The 19,852-nt window shown below is 55.7% G+C and carries 16 protein-coding genes and 1 pseudogene; 12 read left to right on the top strand and 5 right to left on the bottom strand.

Annotated features, from left to right (window positions below):
• Positions 1–124 precede the first annotated feature (124 nt).
• Positions 125–281, top strand: a pseudogene (locus ASC96_RS33425) (IS66 family transposase); the annotation flags it as partial.
• A gap of 395 nt (positions 282–676) precedes the next feature.
• Here ASC96_RS33425 and ASC96_RS18655 read toward each other — a convergent pair.
• The 4 genes from ASC96_RS18655 to ASC96_RS18640 all read right to left on the bottom strand — a co-directional run bounded on the left by ASC96_RS18655 (position 677) and on the right by ASC96_RS18640 (position 5,910).
• The gene (locus ASC96_RS18655; protein WP_060504634.1) at positions 677–1,480 is read right to left on the bottom strand and encodes a tetratricopeptide repeat protein; all 804 of its coding nucleotides are present in this window, start codon (positions 1,478–1,480) and stop codon (positions 677–679) included.
• A complete protein-coding gene (locus ASC96_RS18650; protein WP_060504633.1) occupies positions 1,480–2,454 on the bottom strand; it encodes a hypothetical protein in 975 nt (324 codons plus the stop codon). The genes ASC96_RS18655 and ASC96_RS18650 overlap by 1 nt, the downstream gene beginning before the upstream one ends.
• Positions 2,451–4,724: a glycosyltransferase gene (locus ASC96_RS18645; protein WP_162246371.1), complete on the bottom strand. Its 2,274-nt coding sequence runs from the start codon at positions 4,722–4,724 to the stop codon at positions 2,451–2,453. Before ASC96_RS18645 ends, ASC96_RS18650 begins: the two co-directional genes overlap by 4 nt.
• A gap of 478 nt (positions 4,725–5,202) precedes the next feature.
• Positions 5,203–5,910: a transcriptional regulator NanR gene (locus tag ASC96_RS18640; protein ID WP_060504631.1), complete on the bottom strand. Its 708-nt coding sequence runs from the start codon at positions 5,908–5,910 to the stop codon at positions 5,203–5,205.
• Positions 5,911–6,120: 210 nt separating this feature from the next.
• Between ASC96_RS18640 and oiaX the strand changes: the two genes are divergently transcribed.
• Together oiaX and ASC96_RS18630 are read left to right on the top strand one after the other, a co-directional pair.
• Positions 6,121–7,374 carry a 3-oxo-isoapionate-4-phosphate decarboxylase OiaX gene (gene oiaX, locus ASC96_RS18635; RefSeq protein WP_060504630.1) on the top strand — a complete coding sequence of 418 codons (1,254 nt, stop codon included), beginning with the start codon at positions 6,121–6,123 and terminating at the stop codon, positions 7,372–7,374.
• 5 nt (positions 7,375–7,379) lie between these two features.
• Entirely contained in the window at positions 7,380–8,723 is a 1,344-nt protein-coding gene (locus tag ASC96_RS18630; RefSeq protein ID WP_060504629.1) for a four-carbon acid sugar kinase family protein, read from the top strand.
• 13 nt (positions 8,724–8,736) lie between these two features.
• Here ASC96_RS18630 and ASC96_RS18625 read toward each other — a convergent pair whose 3' ends face one another.
• A complete protein-coding gene (locus ASC96_RS18625; protein WP_060504628.1) occupies positions 8,737–9,741 on the bottom strand; it encodes an HD-GYP domain-containing protein in 1,005 nt (334 codons plus the stop codon).
• A 703-nt stretch (positions 9,742–10,444) separates the two neighbouring features.
• On the opposite strand from ASC96_RS18625, the gene ASC96_RS18620 reads away from it, so the two are divergent.
• The 9 genes from ASC96_RS18620 (at position 10,445) to ASC96_RS18585 (ending at position 19,831) form a co-directional block, all read left to right on the top strand.
• A complete protein-coding gene (locus tag ASC96_RS18620; protein ID WP_348270816.1) occupies positions 10,445–11,932 on the top strand; it encodes an FAD-dependent oxidoreductase in 1,488 nt (495 codons plus the stop codon).
• Positions 11,933–12,130: 198 nt separating this feature from the next.
• Positions 12,131–12,571 (top strand): hypothetical protein, encoded by a 441-nt coding sequence (locus tag ASC96_RS18615; protein ID WP_060504638.1) that lies wholly within the window; start codon positions 12,131–12,133, stop codon positions 12,569–12,571.
• Positions 12,572–13,205: 634 nt separating this feature from the next.
• On the top strand, positions 13,206–13,754 hold the full coding sequence (locus ASC96_RS18610; protein ID WP_060504626.1) for a polysaccharide biosynthesis/export family protein: 549 nt from the start codon (positions 13,206–13,208) through the stop codon (positions 13,752–13,754).
• Between the two features lie 485 nt (positions 13,755–14,239).
• Positions 14,240–14,512, top strand: coding sequence for a hypothetical protein (locus tag ASC96_RS32820; protein WP_156397662.1), 273 nt, complete (start codon positions 14,240–14,242; stop codon positions 14,510–14,512).
• A gap of 127 nt (positions 14,513–14,639) precedes the next feature.
• Entirely contained in the window at positions 14,640–15,467 is an 828-nt protein-coding gene (locus ASC96_RS18605) for a phosphogluconate dehydrogenase C-terminal domain-containing protein (RefSeq protein WP_060504625.1), read from the top strand.
• A gap of 81 nt (positions 15,468–15,548) precedes the next feature.
• Positions 15,549–16,490, top strand: coding sequence for a D-ribose ABC transporter substrate-binding protein (locus ASC96_RS18600; protein ID WP_060504624.1), 942 nt, complete (start codon positions 15,549–15,551; stop codon positions 16,488–16,490).
• Between the two features lie 74 nt (positions 16,491–16,564).
• Positions 16,565–17,209, top strand: coding sequence for a DUF2291 family protein (locus ASC96_RS18595; RefSeq protein WP_060504623.1), 645 nt, complete (start codon positions 16,565–16,567; stop codon positions 17,207–17,209).
• A gap of 1 nt (position 17,210) precedes the next feature.
• Positions 17,211–18,767, top strand: a complete 1,557-nt coding sequence (locus ASC96_RS18590; RefSeq protein ID WP_060504622.1) for a sugar ABC transporter ATP-binding protein — start codon at positions 17,211–17,213, stop codon at positions 18,765–18,767.
• Positions 18,767–19,831 (top strand): ABC transporter permease, encoded by a 1,065-nt coding sequence (locus ASC96_RS18585; protein WP_060504621.1) that lies wholly within the window; start codon positions 18,767–18,769, stop codon positions 19,829–19,831. The genes ASC96_RS18590 and ASC96_RS18585 overlap by 1 nt, the downstream gene beginning before the upstream one ends.
• Positions 19,832–19,852: the final 21 nt, after the last annotated feature.

Below are 19,852 nucleotides of genomic sequence, written 5' to 3'. Positions count from 1 at the left end.
AATCAGGTGCTCGACACAGAATCACAAGTGATTCTTTCGATTCAAGATTTCAGCGAAAGCTTTTTGTAAACGAGTCAGCTACTTATGGGTAATTGCAAGCTTCGCCGGATGCTTACGCAAAACCCGCATAACGAACAATGCTGCGAAAAGAGCGCCGCGCGATGTAGCTTGCGGAAGAAAAGCTTGATCTCTTCGACGGTTCCGACCGCAACGCAGACCGCGCGACCGTCATGCTCACTCTCACCATCACCGCACGGCTGAATGACGTAGACCTCGAGGCCTGACGCGCCGATATCTTTGCTCAAATCGCGGACCTACCTGCGTCTCGCCTCCCGGAAAAAAATCAGCGCCGGAAATCTTGTCTCACTACACGATTGAGCCGACAATATTCACAGTCAGAAGGAGCCCGGCCTCAAGGGGGCGAGATCATCTTGGAACAATGGGCAGCTTCATAGGAAGCTGCATCCCAGAAGTAGTGTTATGGGAATGGAAGCGTCGTCGCCAGTTCATCAGCAGGCAGCCTCAATCCACATTCCTTCATAATAACTCCGATCAACATCGCGCGAATCTCTCTTCCGCGTGACTAACGGATGCTTATGTATTACACGACGAAAAAATCTTGGAATCTTCTCGCTGCCGAAAAGCTCCTACCGTCAGCGTGGCAAGCCACACCACATCACATCCGGAAAACCCCGTATAATTTTTCGATATGATTCTGCAGAAGTTCAGCCTGCTGACCGCCGAAATCGGAAAAATTTCCGACCTTGGAATAATGCCGCTTCAAGCGGGCGAAAAGATCCAGGATTTCTTGGTTCTCGTCGGAAATTTCTAAAATGTTCAGCAGATGCCAACACGCGTCATTCAGATGCTTGCTATCGGAACTCAGGCACCTCTCGAAATATTTCTCATACATCCCCCTAGCTTCTGCATAACGGCCGAGTTCACGAAATGCATGTCCAAGGATCACGTCGAAATCTCGTAATCCATGCATTTCGTAGAGAGCCTGTGCATTCGGGAGGGCCTGTTGGAACCGCCGGGAATCCATCTGTTCGAGAGTTTTCCGGCGAAGCTCGCTCGTGTCCACTGCCTGCGGGGCATCCCCGACCGTGTTCAGCAACTCGCTAATCTCGGCAGTTCGTCGAATGTCATTAGCCCTTTTGTACCAATCCTTCGCTTTCGGGAGATCGCCGGAGCGATTGTAAAGATGGCCGAGCTGGACGTGAAGATCCCAGTCCTCAGGCTTCAATTTCAGGGCTTCGGCATAATGTGCCTCAGCCTGAGAGAAATTACCCAACTCCTTGCTCATATGGCCCATCTGGACCAAAATGCCGAAGCGCTGGTTGTCGTTCCTTAGAACCCTACGATAGGCTTCATAAGCCTCCGACCAGCGGCCTGAGCGTTGCGCGCGCTTGGCCTTATCGAGAAAAGACTTCGCCGTTCTACGCCCAACAAAATTGAGATAGTCCAGTTGCATTTTCATCAGTCCAATCTTCTCAGCTTTACACTCTGAATGCTGATCCACTGTTCTGGTACCGAGTCTTGCACCTGTAGGCGTACCTCTAGAAACGCGTGAGTGTTGAGTTTTTCGAAAACGAAGCTACCGCGGAGATTACCGCGGGCAGAGACATAGAACAAGCGATCGGCGCCGACATTAGCAACGACATCGATCGCAAGGGTCGCCCATTCAGGCTGAACTATATCAAGTTCCAGCGCCCAGCACCCTGACGCAACATGGCATTTTGGGCCGCTGAGGATAAAACCGTCTTTGACCACCCAAGAATCCGAACGAAATTCTTCCGCGCGCGCAATCATCGAGGGCGCCAGCTCCCATCGCTCGTCTAAGTAACGGCACAATGTGAGAGTTTCCAACGTGCTATGCGAAACCACACGAAAGCCAGAAGTCTCGATTAAGCCGCGTACTTTTGGAATGTCACCCTCTCGCGATTGCAGGCTTGCAGCACTGTCCCAATTGATAAGGTGCCCCTCCTCTATTGCTTTCGCGTTCAGAAGGGCAAGCAGATCAAGCCGAGATTTCGTTTCACTCTCCAATTGATGTACTAAACGTGCGAGCTCTACTTCTCCCGGGTGTCGAGAGAGCACCTGTCTGTAGGCATGCAGAACAAAAGCCTTCTCGTCATTGGGCGCAAACAACAGGACGTTCTCGACCACAAGAGCAGCTGCGGGAACGTTGACACGGGAAAAATTGAGCGCAGCTGTTGCCTTATCAGTCGGATATCGTTCCCCTTTCGCGTTGTACAAGCTTTGGATAATCTGCTCACGAGTGGCCCCGCGCTTAACCCGATCTACCAAGCGATGCAAAGTTGAATCACTTATATCAACCGCCATTCTCTCAGCTAGATGCCTGACAAAGGACCGAGGCTCAGATGCGAATTCCGCTGCCGATAGGCGGAGAGTTTTCGGCTCATCGGGATTGCTGATTTTGTCGTCGGTCATATCGCGCCTCCAATTTTTTGGTCAATGAACCATTGATACCTTCCGGCAAGTTTTTCATAGCTGAATGCGTCCATCATGTGCCGTGCATCAAGATCAAAGATATTTAATAGCGTCCGGTTGCCCATTAAAATTGTTATGGCTTCGGCCAAAGTTTCAACATTCAAATCGGTTATTCGATGACTTACGCGACTAAGATCGTTGAGAACGGGGGAGTAAGAGCAGAGGATCGGAGCGCCCGCAAGCAAAGCTACTCGCACCGCCCCAGTCGCGGTCTCATTTGAATCCCCATATGGAAACACAAGCAAGTCACATTGACTTAAGCGGGAGACAATCTCGCTTTCCGGCAGGAACGAGTAGTCGGTTTCGACGTTGTCCCTCAGGTCAAGAGCATCAATCACCGTTTCGGTCTGCCGTCGCGCTTCGAGCGACTGCTCTGCGTCAGTTACGCAGTTGAGAAGAACAAGCCGAACGTCATCGGCGACCATCGACCGGATGCGTCCGACTGCTGCGACCAAGAGATCGATATTTTTGTGTTTAAAGAGGAACCCAAAGCTACCAATCGTAAAAACGTCGTTCTCAACCCGTAGCCCCCCGTTTGCCCGTTGAAATCCATGTGGGATCACCACGACATCGCGCTGACCGGCGTTGGACAATAATGCGGCGTCGCCAGCAGAGTGAACAAACACACAGTCAAAGCTTTTGACCCAGTCGAGTTCGCCCTTAAGCGCAATCTCCTTTACGTTGTGCATTGTTATGACGCGAACCTTGTATCTCGAGCTCGCAAGCGCGTCGGTAATGCGAAGCATGTCATCGTATGAAAAATGACCGGGATGGTGCTGCCACCACAGAATCGGACTATCAGCCGAGAGTAGTGCATCGATCAACCGGTCTATACCACGATGATCGTAGCTCCATAGACGGGAAACACGATCGTCGGGATCATGGCTCGTGTCAATCCGATCCTCGTCTATTACGATGCGGCTAAAAATATTGGCGATCCGCCCGCCGAATATTTCAGTCGAATAGAGATGTTCCGAGTACGTCGCAATACCGCAGCGCTGACGCCATGTGGTGATCAGGTCAATCTGCGACGGCGGTGACAAGTCGTCTTTTGAGGGATCTCTATTTAGGGCGGCAAAAAGGCACTTTTCAATTCGCTCGGCAACACGAGCCCAGGTGAGTTCACGAAGAATCAACTGTCGGCCGACTTCCGTCCTTTGCTTTGCCTGCTGAGGATCGCTCAGAGCTAGCCGCATTGCAGACCCAATTGAAGAGACAGAGGGCTCGGCCCACATACTGTAGCCGCTCGAGACGTGGCTTTCGGAAGGAGCGAGCGTATATTCGATAGGGAAGGAAGTTTCGGGTGTGCAAAAGTCCGTCTGACCAGAAAACGCGGTCGTCGCAACTGGCACGTTAAACAGCATGGCTTCCGCGAACGGAAGCCCGAATCCCTCACCTCTACTTGGCGCGACCAAAAGGTCGGCGGACTTGTACAGAGAAACAATTTGAGAGTTTTCCCAGTGGCTGTTTACCACCGTGATCTTAGGGGCAGATTGTATGCCCTTTGTTGCCTTGCCGACATATCTTTCAATCTCGTTATGCGGGTTGGGTGTTGTCTTTATGAAAAGCTCGACATCGTCAGCTTCTGTGAAGGTACGACAATATGCATCGACCAACAACTCCGCCCCCTTTCGCGGCAAGCAAGAGGAGACGTGCAATATTCTTTTGCTAGTGTTCTTTTGGTAAGGAGCGACCGTGTCTTTAGCAAGCGCAAGGATATGATCACATCCGTTGCCTATGACATCAATTGGAATTGTTACACCTGATCCTTTGAACGATTGTTTCACAAAATTTGACGTCACCATCATGAAATCGAGGTCACGGTTGAACCGATCAACCATGTAAACTGGGATCTCCGTCTCTTCCCACGCGAAGCAAACATAAGCGTTTAATTCGCCGACCATATCGCGGGTCTCTGGAGGCCACGGATTTCTTAAGTGAAACTTGTATTTGCCTTTAGACGGGTAACTATCAAGCATAGCCTCGTAAACATCAGGCATCTCCTTGAGCTTGGTATCGGTCTGCCAGTCCAGTTCTTTAGAATGGCAACGGACCCGGAAACCGGCCTTGATGAGAGATCGCGCAAGATTCCTATTTACAATCGCAAGGCTATAGTCACCTTTAAAGGGCCCATCGAGCAAAATTGCATGGCGCTTTAGAATAGCCTTGTTACCAAGCGTCAATAGAGGGAATTCATCTAATTTATACACGATATTTACCATAACTGCTTAAATTGAGGAGCATTTAATTAGAATCTCATCATACTGTTCTGCCTTGCGATAACTGGGATCAGCCTAGAACCTGCTGGGGTCTTCCACGCTTGTCAGAGAGGCAATTTCGGTACTAAGTACCTTGGTCGAAGTCAACCCGATAGCAGATCGAAGCACTACTAGCGCTAAATTTCCGCAGGCCGAGACCGTCGGCGTACAACCAAAGTTCTAGCTCACGGATGACAAATCCGCGTTTCGCAGCACTCCAAAAACAATTCGTGAGATCTTTTTTACAGTAGCACCCCATGCGTCGTGGGCCTCAAAGGGTCCGGGCGTCATCGTATGCTCCAGCTCTTGGCGGAAGGCAACTTGATTTTCGGGGCACTAGTCGGTAGCCACGGCGTCAGGGCTATCTGCACAGTATCGAAATGCCGAAACCAAAGTCCAAACGCATTGCACCACACGTATCAGTTGGCGATCACTTCGCAGCGTAAAGTGCCCGCGACCGTTCCAGATGCTTCAGTACCGCCTGTTCGGCAGCATCGGGGTCACCGGCTTCCAGACAGGTGATGATCTCTTCGTGTTCGGCCAGGGTGAATTTTTCCTTGCCGGTCCAGATCAGCATTTCGGTATGGTATTCCTTCAGCCAGGCAAGCATCGCCTCGCTGACGGCAATATAGATCGGGTTGCGTGAAATCCGTGCGATCCGCGTGTGGAACTCCATGTCAGCGGCGATGAAGGCTTCGGCATCGCCAAGTGATGCATGCTGCCGTTCAAGGACTTCGCGCAAACTTGCGATGTCCTTGGCATCACTCTTCAGGGCAGCCTCACGCGCCATACCCCGCTCGAAGAAAATCCGGGCGCATTTCAAGTGCTCCAGCGTATCGGAGGATTTGGCCAGCATGATCTTCGCAGTCATGTCCATCTGGCGGAAGATCGATTGCGCCGTCAGTTCCAGTACCTTGGCGCGTTCGCCATGCGAGATGACGACCAGCCCCATGCCGGCCAGTGCCTGCATCGCCTCGCGGATCGCTGGCCGGCCAACACCGAAACGCTCCATCAGTTCGCGCTCTGACGGCATCTCGTCGCCCGGCTGGAGTTCGCCGGACGTGATCATCGCCTTTAGCCGCGCAAAGACTTCGTCGGACAGTTTGCGGCGAACGATCTGTTCGGTCTGGTGGCCCATAGTGTCTCGCTGGTTTGCATTTACCATCGTTATGCACCGCTCCTGTCGCGAAGGAAATCCACGCATCTGATTGTGAGACCACAGTCCACATTGATTGACGGGTGTGCAAGCTTCCTCTTGCTTAATTGATATACTCATTATACCAGTTGCCAGGGATGCGCCAGCTGAAACTGGCCGGGCTTTGACTTACCGGGAGGCTTTTGCGCGAACATGATTGTCGTCACCTACAGAATCGAAACGCCGGGCAGCGTCGAGGCCATGGCGGATAAGATCGCCAGCGATCAATCGACGGGAACCTTCGTACCCGTGCCCGGCGAGACGCCGGAGTTGAAGGCCCGTGTCGCAGCCCGTGTCCTTGCCATCCGTCCCCTTGACGACGCCGCCACCGTGAGCTGGCCAGAGGCTGAAGCAAGCCACGGCCCGATCCACCGCGCCGATGTCGATATTGCCTTTCCGCTCGATGCCATAGGCACCGATCTTTCCGCTCTAATGACCATTGCGGTCGGCGGCATCTTCTCGATCCGCGGCATGACCGGCCTGCGCGTCGTCGATCTGAAACTGCCCCAGGAATATAGATCCGCCTATCCCGGCCCGCAATTCGGTCTCGCCGGCAGCCGCAAGCTTACGGGTGTCTATGAGCGGCCAATAATAGGCACTATCGTCAAGCCGGCGCTAGGCCTGCGTCCTCATGAAACGGCTGAGCTTGTTGGTGAGCTGATCGGTTCCGGCGTTGATTTCATCAAGGACGATGAGAAGCTGATGAGCCCGGCCTATTCGCCGCTTAGCGAACGCGTCGCAGCGATCATGCCGAAAATTCTCGATCACGAGCAAAAGACCGGCAAGAAGGTGATGTACGCGTTCGGCATCTCGGCGACCGATCCCGACGAGATGATGCGCAACCACGACCTTGTTTTGGAAGCCGGCGGCAATTGCGCCGTCGTCAATATCAACTCCATCGGCATGGGGGGAATGGCGTTCCTGCGCAAGCGCTCCGGTCTCATTCTGCATGCCCACCGCAACGGCTGGGATGTGCTGACCCGCCATCCCGGTATCGGCTTTGATTTCAAGGTCTGGCAACAGTTCTGGCGCCTCCTCGGTGTCGATCAATTCCAGATCAATGGGATCGGCGTCAAATATTGGGAACCGGACGACAGTTTCGTCGAAAGCTTCAAGGCTGTCACAACGCCGCTGTTCGATCAATCCGACTGCGCCCTTCCTGTTGCCGGCTCGGGACAATGGGGCGGACAGGCACCGGAAACCTATCGCCGGACGGGACGGACCACCGATCTGCTTTATCTATGTGGCGGTGGCATCGTCAGCCATCCGAATGGACCGGCGGCAGGTGTGCACGCCGTGCAGCAAGCTTGGCAGGCGGCCGTGGCCGATATTCCGCTTGAGACCTACGCCAAGGATCATCCGGAACTTGCCGCTTCCATCCAGAAATTCGGCAGTGCAAGCGAGTAGGCATCATGAACGCACAGATCAATCCGCTCCTCTCCTATTATGGCGACGACCTGACGGGCTCAACCGATGTCATGGAAGCGCTGGCCTCCAATGGCGTCGATACTGTCCTGTTCATGGATGTTCCGGACGCGGCCCTGCTGAAGCGTTTCGGCCATTGCCGCGCCATCGGCCTTGCCGGCACCAGCCGCAGCGAAACGCCGGACTGGATGGATGAAAACCTGACACCCGCCTTTCACTGGCTAAAGAGCCTGGGCGCCGACATCTGCCACTACAAAGTCTGCTCGACTTTCGATTCCAGCCCATATATCGGCAACATCGGCAAGGCCGTCGAAATCGGCAGGACGATGTTCGGGCAGCCTTATGTCCCTGTTCTTGTCGGCGCGCCGCAGCTGAAGCGCTACACGGCCTTTGGCCATCTGTTCGCCGCCTATCAGGGCGAGGTCTACCGCATTGACCGACACCCCGTCATGAGCCGCCATCCGGTAACACCGATGACCGAGGCTGACCTGCGACTGCATCTGAGCGCACAAACGGCCCTGAACATCAGACTGGCAGATCTCTCCATGCTTGCCGCTGCTGATGCGGAGAACCGGATCGATGATCTTTGCCGCGATGCGAACGGCATGGTCCTCTTTGATGTCGACAGCCCTGAGAGCCAGTCCCAAGCCGGCCACCAGCTCTTGCGCCTGCGCCGCGGCGGCGGGTGGTTTGTCGCCGGTTCTTCCGGCGTCGAATATGCGCTGCTGGCGGCCTGGCGTGCGGCCGGCCTGACGGAAGGCAAGACGAACTTCCCTCTGCCCGGCAAAGCGGACCGTATCGCGGTCGTTTCCGGTAGCGTCTCACCGACCACCGAACGGCAAATCCGCCATGCGACCCAAAACGGCTTTTCCGGTATCAATCTCGACCCGCTGGAACTGCTCGGCGAAAATGGCAATGCCGCGCTGGAACAGGCAATTGCTGCTGGTCTTAGCAGCCTCAAGCGCGGCGACAGCGTCGTTCTCAACACGGCGCTCGGTCCATCCGCCGATCGCGGTGGCGATATCGATCGCATCCCGGGCAGCCGCCACCGTCTCGGCCGCCTGCTCGGCACGATCCTGCGCCGCCTGGTCGAGGAACAGCAACTGACCCGCGCCGTCATTGCCGGCGGAGATACGTCGAGCCATGCGCTTCGGGAGTTGCATGTGCAGGCGCTGACCACGCTGCTGCCACTGCCACAAACCCCGGGATCGCCATTGTGCACGGCCCACGGCGCTTATGCAGCGACCAACGGTCTGCAGATTGCGCTCAAGGGCGGTCAAGTAGGATCAGACGGTTACTTCGCGCAGATCCGCGACGGCCTTCAAGGGTAAAAATGCCTATACCCTACTGAACTGCCCGAGCCCCATTGCGACGGTCTTTCGGAGGCACGGGTGAAAACGACGCACGCAGACTGGCATTGAACTGCGTCAGCAGATGCCGGTCAAAATGGCCTTCCGATTTCAGCATCATCCTCAGTGTTTCGGCAGGCGTCCATGCGCGTTTGTAGGGTCGCGCCGAGGTCATCGCATCATAGACATCGCAAATGGCCGCTATCCGCGCGGACGGGCTGAGCTGCTTATCCGACAGCCCGAAGGGATAGCCCTTGCCGTCAACCCGCTCATGGTGGTGGAGGCAAACATCCAGCACGGTTTGCGGCATGTCGGCCTGGCGCGACAGCAATTCGTAGCCACGAACCGGGTGAGTGCGGATCTGCGCCATTTCCTCGTCGGTCAGTGCACCCTTCTTCGACAGCAGCGCGTCAGGCATGACCATCTTGCCGATATCGTGCAGCAGGCCGCTGACGCCAAGAATCCGTACGGCCTGCTCATCGAATTTGAGAAAGCGCGCGAAATGCACCATCAGCGCGCTGACGGCAAGCGAATGCAGGAACGTATATTCATCCTTCGTCTTGAGACGGGTAATACCAATCAGCGCTGCCGGATTGCTCTCCATCGATTTGGCGATCTGTTCGACAGCGCGATCGGCGGGCTCGAATGTGGCCGTGCCACTTAGCCTTACGTTGGCAAACAGCGTATCGAGGAGCGGCCTTGTTTGCTCGATCGTCTGCAGCGCTTCCTTGATCTCGGTCTGGGTAAACGCCCGGGAAAGGCTGGACAACGATGTCTCGCTTTGTCGCGCCTCCGGCTGGGCCGGACCGGAACCCACATCGACTCCCCTGCGGATATCGATAACAAGACTGATGATATTGCTGGCTCTGACCTTCGCCGCCGCTGCTTCATCCTTCAAGAGAAAGCTGCGCACAGGTGCCGCCTCGTCCCGCAAGGGATCCTCGATATCGGTGACAAACATCCCCACCCGGACTTGGTGTCGCTTGATACGCTTGAGCATTTCACCGCCTCCCTCAATCATCACGCGCACTCAACGGAGTGGCACCAATAAACCGTCGATTTCCGAGTATAAATATTGATCTTTCACCCACGAAAAATGAAAGCCTCACGTTTTCACTCAGCAACACTATCGGCGCCGCTACTCTCCCAAAGCGTGATCTTTGGGTAGAACCATTTAATCGGCGTTAAGACCCGGGCTTCAGCTTTTCAAAATAATCAAAACCTAAGAGAAAATGAACTTGCTTGTTCTAGCGAGCTTCTATGCGCAGCCGGTCGCGGCACGACCGGAGCCCCATGCATCGCTAGCGGGATCCAGCTCTGTTGAGCCGCAAATGCTTTAGAGACGTCGCAAGTCGCCGACGTCTGCGGCTTCGTCACGTGAAGGTGGCGCAGAGCACACCTCCACGGCCAATAGAAAAACATCATCTGTGGGCTGGCATCAGTTCGTCGAGCTCGGCCGAGCGTCGATCCAAAGACAATCGTTTGCGGCTTGCAAGCCCACTTTAACCGTGTTGGATTTCGAACTCGCCCGCGATTCTTGGGCAGTTTGAAGGTGCTTTTTGCTCGCGTTTAGATTTTGGGAGAATTGATTTTTGCGCAATTTTCGACAGATATTTTTCGGCCGGTCTCGGGCCATTCTCTTGAGCGCGGCATTTGTTTGCTTTGGCTTCGGGCAGGCTCACGCACTGTGCAATGCTTCAAGCGTGCTCGTGTATGGCGGGACACCGGGTGGCATAATGGCCGCAATACAAGCAGCAACGATGAAAAAGAAGGTCATCCTGCTCGAACCAACTGCCCATGTTGGCGGGATGATGTCGAACGGCCTAACGAAAACTGACGCCTCTCCCAGAACGAATGTCTATGGCGGACTGGTCGCCGCTTTTCTCAGGCAGGCGCGCAATCATTATCGAAGTTCTGATCCGGTGCGAATATATTTTGAATCTCATTGGGCGGAACAGACATTCAAAACGGGATTATCTCGGGCAGGCGTGGTTGTTAGGTATGGCCAACGCATCACCACAGTGACGCGCTCCGGACGACAAATCAAACGCGTGCGCATGACGACTGGCGAAGAATATTGCGCCGATATTTTTATAGATGCGAGCTATGAGGGCGACTTGATGGCGAGATCAGGCGTCTCGACCATTATCGGGCGGGAAAGCAGTAGCAAGTATGGAGAGAGTGCTGCAGGGGTGCAGCGGATCAACTACCCCACTGTTGGCCCGAACGACATCGAAATTAAGGTTGACCCGTATGTCAAACAAGGCGACCCGCGAAGCGGCCTCTTGCCGGGCGTTATTGACACGGGACAACTGGCAATTGGGTCAGCCGACAAGAGCCTGATGGCGTTTAATTATCGTTTCTGTATCACCCGGACAGGTCAAAAGGTGCCGTTCACCAAACCGCAAAACTATGATCCATTGCGCTATGAAACGACTGCGCGGTTTCTTCGTGCTGCTCAAAATGCTGGCGTCAAAATCTCTGCAAGCCATTTTACCGGTGGCGGAGTAACCGTGAATGGCCAACAGGATGTCAACTCTACACCGTATTTCTCCACCAATGTATGGCATATCGGCTACAGCTATGTCGTGGGAAATGAAGCGAAACGCAACGCCATAAGAAACATGGTACGTGACCATATTCTCGGCCTTATGTGGTTTGCAACAACAGACCCGCGCGTCCCCGCTCACGTGAGGGAATTGACTGCCCAGTATGGCCTTTGTGCAAACGAATTCCAGGACAACGGCAATTTTCCGCGGCAAATATATGTTCGGCAGGCGCGCCGGCTGGTAGGGCAGCTGGTTCTGACACAAAACGATTTGCAGAATAAAACCCGGTTCCCGGATTCCATTGGTTTGGGTTACTATCCAATGGATGAGCATGGTATGATCCGGACCGTCAAAGCCGGCTACATCGCCGACGAAAGTCGAGAAAGCATCAGCGTCGGCCCCTATCAGATACCTTACCGCGCCATGCTCCCGAAGCAGACCCAGGTGACCAACCTCATTGTACCGATCGCATTATCAACCAGCCACGCCGCGTATACATCGGTTAGGGTTGAACCAACCTACATGGTCCTTGGCCAAGCTGCTGGGGCAGCGGCCGCACTTGCGACCAATGGCGATGCCTCCGGTGTGAATATAATTAAATTGAGGAAAACCCTTGCCGCCGCCGGCCAGATCATGGAGTAGCCCGCCCAGACGCGCTTCCGATCGGTCGGCCCCACATAATCGCGAGATTTTAAAGTGGCTCGCAAACGCGCTTTCTGTTCTCCTCGTCCCCGGGGAAGTGGAAGCGCCAATTCAATCGTGATTGGACTTTATCCATAGTAGGAGCCAGGGTACGAGGATTGTAACTGCGGAGCATCAATCGTCTCAATGGAGGCAGAAATGAAGCACCACGAATTCAATCGACTGCAAACACTCGCGAAGATCAACCAAGCTTACCCGCATCAAGAAATCATGCCTCGCACCGAACGCCTTCGACGCTGGGTGGAACTTCTCGACCGGGATCCGCACCGCGTCCTATCGACACTACAGCAAACTGAATATCAACCGGACGCGGTCCGCGCACTCTTGCGCTGCGACAACTCGGCTATCTCAGTCGCCTACGACGATCCGGTTCTACGGGCAGCCGGGATGGAAAACGATACCTATGGCGAGGCACGGCGATTTTTCGAGCTGCCCGACCGGCATTTGCACAGAATTGTCTGCAATTGTCATTTTGGCGCGACTGTCAGCGCTGGAGTGACTGCCTGTTACTTGCGGGCAAAGCATGTGGACAGGAAAAGAGGCTTCTGGGCTCGTTTGCGCGCGGTGATCGCTGAGTAACTCGACACCATAACTCTCGACGCCTGATCCGAAGTGCGTCGAGGAATGGGTTGCCGTGCCTGCGGATAATAAGAACTTGAAGCTTTGGCCAAACAAAAATCAAAAACGTTTGGAACGGTTGGCATTGCTTAAACCATTTGTCATAGGGCTCATCTAAATCGAACGAACTACGCTCTGGATTGAGGAGCAGTCGGTTGAAAGTTGGGTGAATGCCACCTGTTGTGGGATTCCTATTTCTAGCCGCCGCGGCGTCATCGGTTCTGGCTTTATCGTCCTGTAGCGGGCTTCCTGGTTACGGCCCCAGGGAGGGGACAATTCAATCGGGTGAAAAAGCGGCTGTAACCCCCTATAAGCTTGTTCCTGTCACCCCTGCACTTACCGACCTGCTGTCGCGAGAACAAGAAAAGCCCTTGTCGGCTGCATTCGGTGCAGCCCGCCGACAAAGTGTGTCGCGCATTGGGGTCGGTGATGCCGTCAGTGTGACCATCTGGGAAGCCTCGAAGGAAGGGCCCTTCTCGACCGGCACCCAAAGTTCAACTCAAATCCCCCCGCAAGTTGTGACTGACAGTGGAACCATTTCCGTCCGCTTCGCTGGGCATGTGAGGGTGGTGGGCCAAAGCCCCGATGCTGTGAAATGACCATTGAAAAGGCCTTGGCCAGAATCGCCGTGCAGCCTCAGGCGCTTGTCAGTGTTGTGAAAAACAACTCCAACGCAGTAACAGTAACCGGGGAAGTGGCGGCAAGCGGCCGCATTCCGCTCACACCTGGTGGAAATCGTCTGCTTGGCGTTATTGCGGATGCCGGAGGTCCACGGATTGAATCGCATCAATTGGCGGTGCAGGTCACGCGAGGCACAAAGTCCGAAACCATCCCAATGGAACAACTGATTTCTGATCCTCGCGAGAATGTCTACGTTCAGCCCAACGATGTGATCACGCTTATTCGACAACCTCGGAGTTTCACCGTCTTCGGGGCGGCTATGGCCAATGCCTCCGTACAATTCGATGAGACGCAGTTATACCTCAACCAAGGACTGGCTAAAGTAGGTGGCCTGAACGATGATAAAGCAAACGCCAGAGCCGTGTTTATTTATCGTCGAGAACCCGCCGCAATCATTCGGGCGTTCGCCCCGAACGCCGGTCCGCGCCTGTATCCCAAGGCGCGTCGTTTGCGAACACCGTGAATACCATGTCAGTGAGGTAACTCGGCCAGGGCAATAGCGCCCGGCATAAACTCTCCCATCGTCGGCGATCCTCGACATGATCGCGGCGGACAATCCACAGGACATGTTTCGAACTCCTAATGGAAGAAGCAAGTTCAACGCGTCAAGACGGCAATACGAACCAGCGTTTAAAAAAAACCAATCGAGCCTGACCATCCGCGTTTAAGAGCGCTTAACGATCGGGCCGTCCCCGGCCAGATGGTAGAATAGTGCAAGCGCCAGCTTGACGTGAACCGTTCTGCTGTCGCCATAAACCAAGTCCTCGCCTCAATATTCCGGGCCATATTGTTTAGTGTCACGGCAAACAGTTCCAGCCATTTTTGGCAGGAGACCTGGCGTCATCTGCCCGACACCGCCGCTCGCCTGGACACGTTTGTCCACCGAATGAGCCGCAACGAGACGCAACGGCGCAGGAGAAGTTTTTCAATTTCTGCAGGTGGTCCGGCATGTGCCCGCAAAATCTCGCATCAAAACCCGACGCGAAAGCTGAAGTTCAAAGGGTGCAACCCACCCGGCTGACGTTTGAGAAGTCGAACAATATCTCGCTTTACAAGCGAGCAAGCCATCGTGCCCGGACCGTTTCCGGGCGAGGTGCATTTGGTGAGAGTGAGATCAACGGCTTGACTGGTGCGAGCGCCAAATCCGCCCACGGTCCACCAGCGATACTGGTCGAAAATCCTTTTGGCAAAAACCACTGGATATTTCTGGTCAGGCGTTGAGGTCCTGAAGGGTTGGAGCACGACAAGCCAGATGAGTTTCAAAACCTCACCTCACTATGTGAGATACTGATTGACTCATTATACCAGCTGACATAAACAATGGCGAAACTAACGCAGGTGAGGAAACATGACTTCGATCGCACTCTTCGGTGCTGGCGGCAAAATGGGCTACCGGCTTGCCAAGAACCTCAAGGGCTCACGTTTCGACGTACGCCACGTGGAAGTAAGCGATGCCGGCAAGGCCCGGCTTCAAAATGATCTTGAGCTGTCTTGCGTCGATGTCGATGCAGCGCTCGCAGGCGCTGACGTGGTCATTCTCGCCGTGCCCGACACGGCCATCGGCAAGGTTGCAGCCGGCATTTCGGACAAGCTGAAACCCGGCACCATGGTCGTGGCGCTTGATGCGGCCGCCCCTTTTGCGGGTCATTTTCCCGAGCGTGCAGACCTCACCTACTTTGTCACCCATCCTTGCCATCCGCCGATCTTCAACGACGAGACGGATATGCAAGCCAAGAAGGACCATTTTGGCGGCCTGTTTGCCAAGCAGCACATCGTCTCTGCCCTAATGCAGGGTCCGGAAGAAGCCTATGGTCTCGGCGAAGAGATCGCCAAGACCATCTGGGCACCGGTCATGCGCTCGCACCGCGTCACTGTCGATCAGATGGCGATGCTGGAACCGGGACTGTCGGAAACCGTTGCCGCCTCGCTGCTCGTTGTCATGAAGCAGGCGATGGATGAGTGCGTGAAGCGCGGCGTGCCGGAAGAAGCTGCCCGCGACTTCCTGCTCGGCCATCTCAACGTGCTCGGCGCCGTCATTTTCGGCGAAGTCCAGGGCGTGTTTTCCGATGCCTGCAACAAGGCCATCGAGTTCGGCATCCCCGCGCTGATGCGCGACGACTGGAAAAAAGTTTTCGAACCCGAGGAGATCGCCGAAAGCATCCGGCGCATCACCTGATCAAGATAGGGCCTTTGCCTTATGACATTGCGGCTCCGCCGGGAACGGGGCCGCATCCTTAACTTAACCGGGAGGAACCACATGAAACTGACACGCAGACTGACGCTTGCCGCCTTCGCCGGCGCCCTTTCACTGGGCGTCGCCATGCCGGCATTCGCTGCCGACCTCATCGCCATTATCACCCCATCGCACGACAACCCCTTCTTCAAGGCGGAAGCCGTCGGTGCTGAGGCAAAAGCCAAGGAACTTGGCTACGAAACCCTCGTTCTCGTCCATGACGATGACGCCAACAAGCAGAGCCAGTTGATTGACACTGCCATTGGCCGCGGCGCCAAGGCAATCATTCTTGACAATGCGGGCTCGGAAGCCTCGATCGCAGCTGTCCAGAAGGCCAAGGATGCAGGCGTCCCCTCCTTCCTGATCGACCGCGAAATCAACGCCACCGGCGTTGCCGTCTCGCAGATCGTCTCCAACAATTATCAGGGCGCGCAGCTTGGTGCGGAAGAGTTCGTCAAGCTGATGGGCGAGAAGGGTAACTATGTCGAGCTGCTCGGCCGCGAAGCCGACCTCAATGCCGGCATTCGTTCCAAGGGCTATCACGACATCATCGACGAATATCCTGAGTTGAAGATGGTCGCCCAGCAGTCGGCCAACTGGAGCCAGACGGAAGGTTACTCCAAGATGGAAACCATCCTACAGGCTAATCCGGACATCAAGGGCGTGATCTCGGGCAATGATACGATGGCCATGGGTGCGATCGCCGCCCTCCAGGCAGCTGGCCGCAAGGACGTCATCGTCGTCGGCTTCGACGGTTCCAACGATGTGCGCGACTCGATCACTGCTGGTGGCATCAAGGCAACCGTGCTGCAGCCGGCCTACGCCCAGGCACAGATGGCTGTCGCACAGGCTGACACCTACATCAAGACCGGCAAGGGTCCAGCGGAAGAAAAGCAGCTGATGGATTGCGTGCTGATCAACGCTGACAACGCCGCCAAGCTCGAAACCTTCGCGCTCAAAAACTAATCCTCCCCAAGGATGCGCACAGGGCAGATACACTCTGCCCTGTGCGTTTTTTGCCATTTGACGGAGTGACTTTTATGCCAAATTTTCGGGCTGCCGCCGCCATCCCGCTGGCCATCGTTCTGGCCCTCAGCGGCTGCAAGATCATCAAGACTCCGACAGCCGAAGAAGCTGCCGAAGCTGCAAGCGGTGGTTTTAATCCCGGGCGCCAGGTCGCCGAAATCTGGGACAGCAAAGTCATCCCGTTTCTTGAAACCCGTGCAGGCCCGTTCCAAGAGGTCAACGCCTTATCAAAATCCGATCTTAATGCCGCCGCGGCAAAATACGGCCACAAGGAAAAGGAGGGCAGCGCACCCTGGACCTTCGCGGCGAAAGTCTCCGGCACGATTATCAAGGCCGAAACAGCGTCGCGCGCCGCCTATCTCGACACCGATATCGACGGTGACGGCAAGGCGGATGTGCGCATCCAGATCGGCCCGGTCATCAAGGGCACGGCCATCCGCGACAGTCTCGACTTCGTCAGTTTCAACGACTTCAAGAACCAGATCCAGTGGGCCGAATTTGGCAAGGCCTTCAATGTCCATATTAACGGCCTGACGCTGGAAAAGCTGCCCAGGGAGAGCCTGGAAGGCAAAAAGGTCGAGGCGCTCGGCGCCTACCCATTGCCATCCAGCGGCCAGCCGGCACTGTTGACACCCGCCACCATTACGATCGGCGGCTGACATGGCGGAGGAAACCCACGACACCATTCTGAAGCTTGACGATGTCACCAAAGTCTATTCCGGCATCGTCGCCGTCAAGCATGCCAGCCTCGAGCTGCGGCGCGGCGCAGTCAATGTTCTCGTTGGCGAAAACGGTGCTGGCAAGTCGACACTGATGCGCATGATCGCCGGCGTCGAAAAGCCTTCACTTGGCCGTATTCTTCTCGAAGGCAAGGAAGTCGAGTTCAACTCTCCGGCCGACGCCCAGAAGCATGGCATCGGCATGGTGTTCCAGGAACTCAACCTGTTCGGCAATCTCTCGGTCGCCGAAAACATTTTCGCCACCCGTGAAATTACCCGCGGTCTTCGTGGCATTGACCACAAGGCGCAGGTTCAAAAAGCCAACCAGTTCCTCGACAAGCTCGATGCCGGCATCAGCGCCGAAACCATGGTGGAAGACTTGCCGATCGGTCAGCAGCAGCTGGTCGAAATCGCCAAGGCGATCTCGCTCGATACCCGAATCCTTATTCTCGATGAGCCGACTTCAGCGCTTTCGGCTGCCGAAGTCGACATTCTGTTCAAGGTGATCGGCGAGCTGAAGGCTCAAGGTGTCGCCATCGTCTATATCTCGCATCGCCTCGAAGAATTGATGCGCATCGGCGATTACATCACCGTCCTGCGTGACGGTCAGATTACCGGCCAGGCGATGGTCAAGGATATCGACACCAAATGGATCGTCCGCTCGATGATCGGCTCCGATGCCAAGGATTTCGCAAAGCCGCTCGATCACAAACTGGGCAATGAGGCCTTTCGCGCCGAGGACATTTGCCTGCCGCGCAAGACTGGCGGCTTTGCCGTCGATCACCTGTCGATCTCGGTTCGCGCCGGTGAAGTATTGGGGATTTATGGCCTGATGGGCGCCGGCCGTAGCGAGTTCTTCGAATGCGTCATCGGCCAGCATGCACATTCGACCGGAAAGATCTTTGTCGCTGGCGAAGAGATCGCCGCCAAGGACACCTCCACCCGCATTCGCAAGGGCCTCGCCCTTATTCCGGAAGACCGCCAGCGCGAAGGCCTCGTGCAGGTCCTGTCGATTGCCGCCAATCTGACATTGGCGAGCCTTGAGAAATTTGTAAAATTCGGCTTCCACATTGCCGGCGACCGCGAGCAGTCGGCCGTCAAGGAGCAGGTCCGCAATCTCTCGATCAAGGCGCCGAACCCGGATTTCGACGTCACCTCGATGTCCGGCGGCAATCAGCAGAAGGTGGTGATCGGCAAGGCGCTGATGACCAATCCGAAGGTTCTGCTGATGGACGAACCGAGCCGCGGCATCGATGTCGGCGCCAAGGCCGATGTCTTTCGCACCATGCGCAAGCTCGCCGGCGAAGGCCTCGCCATCCTGTTTTCCACCTCCGACCTCGAAGAGGTCATGGCGCTGTCAGACCGGATCGCTGTCATGAGCAATGGCAAGATTACGACGATCCTGGACCGGGCTGACGCTACTGAAGAACTCATCGTCAAGGCTGCGTCCGAGGGACACAAATCGGCCGGCCACACATCGACAAGGGAAATTGCGTGATGACGACTGCAACCTCGACCGAAAAAGCCCCGGCGGCCGATAGCGGCTCCATCCTCCTGACGCTGATGAAGCTTAGGACCTTCATCGCGCTGTTTGCCGTCATCGCCTTCTTTTCGATCTTTGCGCCGAACTTCCTGTCGACCGCAAACATCATCCTGATGTCCAAGCACGTGGCGCTGAACGCTTTCCTCGCCATGGGAATGACCTTCGTCATCATCACCGGCGGCATCGACCTGTCGGTCGGCTCGATCGTCGGCCTCTGCGGCATGGTCGCCGGTGGCTTGATCCTCAACGGCATCGATCTGCAGATCGGCTACACGATGTATTTCAACGTCGTTGAAGTGTGCCTGATCACGCTTGTCGTCGGCATCCTCATCGGCGCGGTCAACGGCCTCTTGATCACCAAGCTCAACGTCGCCCCGTTCATCGCCACGCTCGGCACGCTTTATGTCGCTCGCGGTTTTGCGTTGCTGTCGTCTGATGGACAGACCTTTCCCAACCTTGTCGGCAAGCCGGAACTTGCCACCACCGGCTTCGGCTTCCTCGGCTCCGGCCGTATCATCGGCCTGCCGGTATCGATCTGGATCCTGATCGTCGTGGCGCTCGCTGCTGCCTATGTCGCCAAATACGTGCCGATCGGCCGCCAGATCTTTGCCGTCGGCGGCAATGAGCGTGCCGCCCGGATGTCCGGCATCCGCGTCGATCGCGTCAAGATGTTCGTCTACATGTTCTCCGGTTTCTGCGCAGCCATCGTTGGCATCGTCATTTCGTCCGAATTGATGGCCTCGCACCCGGCAACCGGCAATTCGTTTGAGTTGAATGCGATCGCTGCGGCCGTTCTCGGCGGCACCTCGATGTCCGGCGGCCGCGGCACAATCGGTGGAACCATTATCGGCGCCTTCGTCATCGGCATCTTGTCCGACGGCTTGGTGATGATGGGCGTCTCCTCCTTCTGGCAGATGGTCATCAAGGGTATCGTCATCATCGTCGCCGTGGTGGTAGACCAGGCACAGCGCAGGTTGCAGCAGCAGGTGACACTGATGCAGCTGGCGAAGAAGGGCTAAGATTTAAATCCCCTCCCCAAT

This window comes from Rhizobium sp. Root1204, assembly GCF_001424965.1.
In the GTDB taxonomy this organism is placed as follows: Bacteria; Pseudomonadota; Alphaproteobacteria; order Rhizobiales; family Rhizobiaceae; genus Pararhizobium.
Note: the sequence above shows the minus strand (reverse complement) of the source record. Positions and strands in the feature narration are given on the sequence as shown.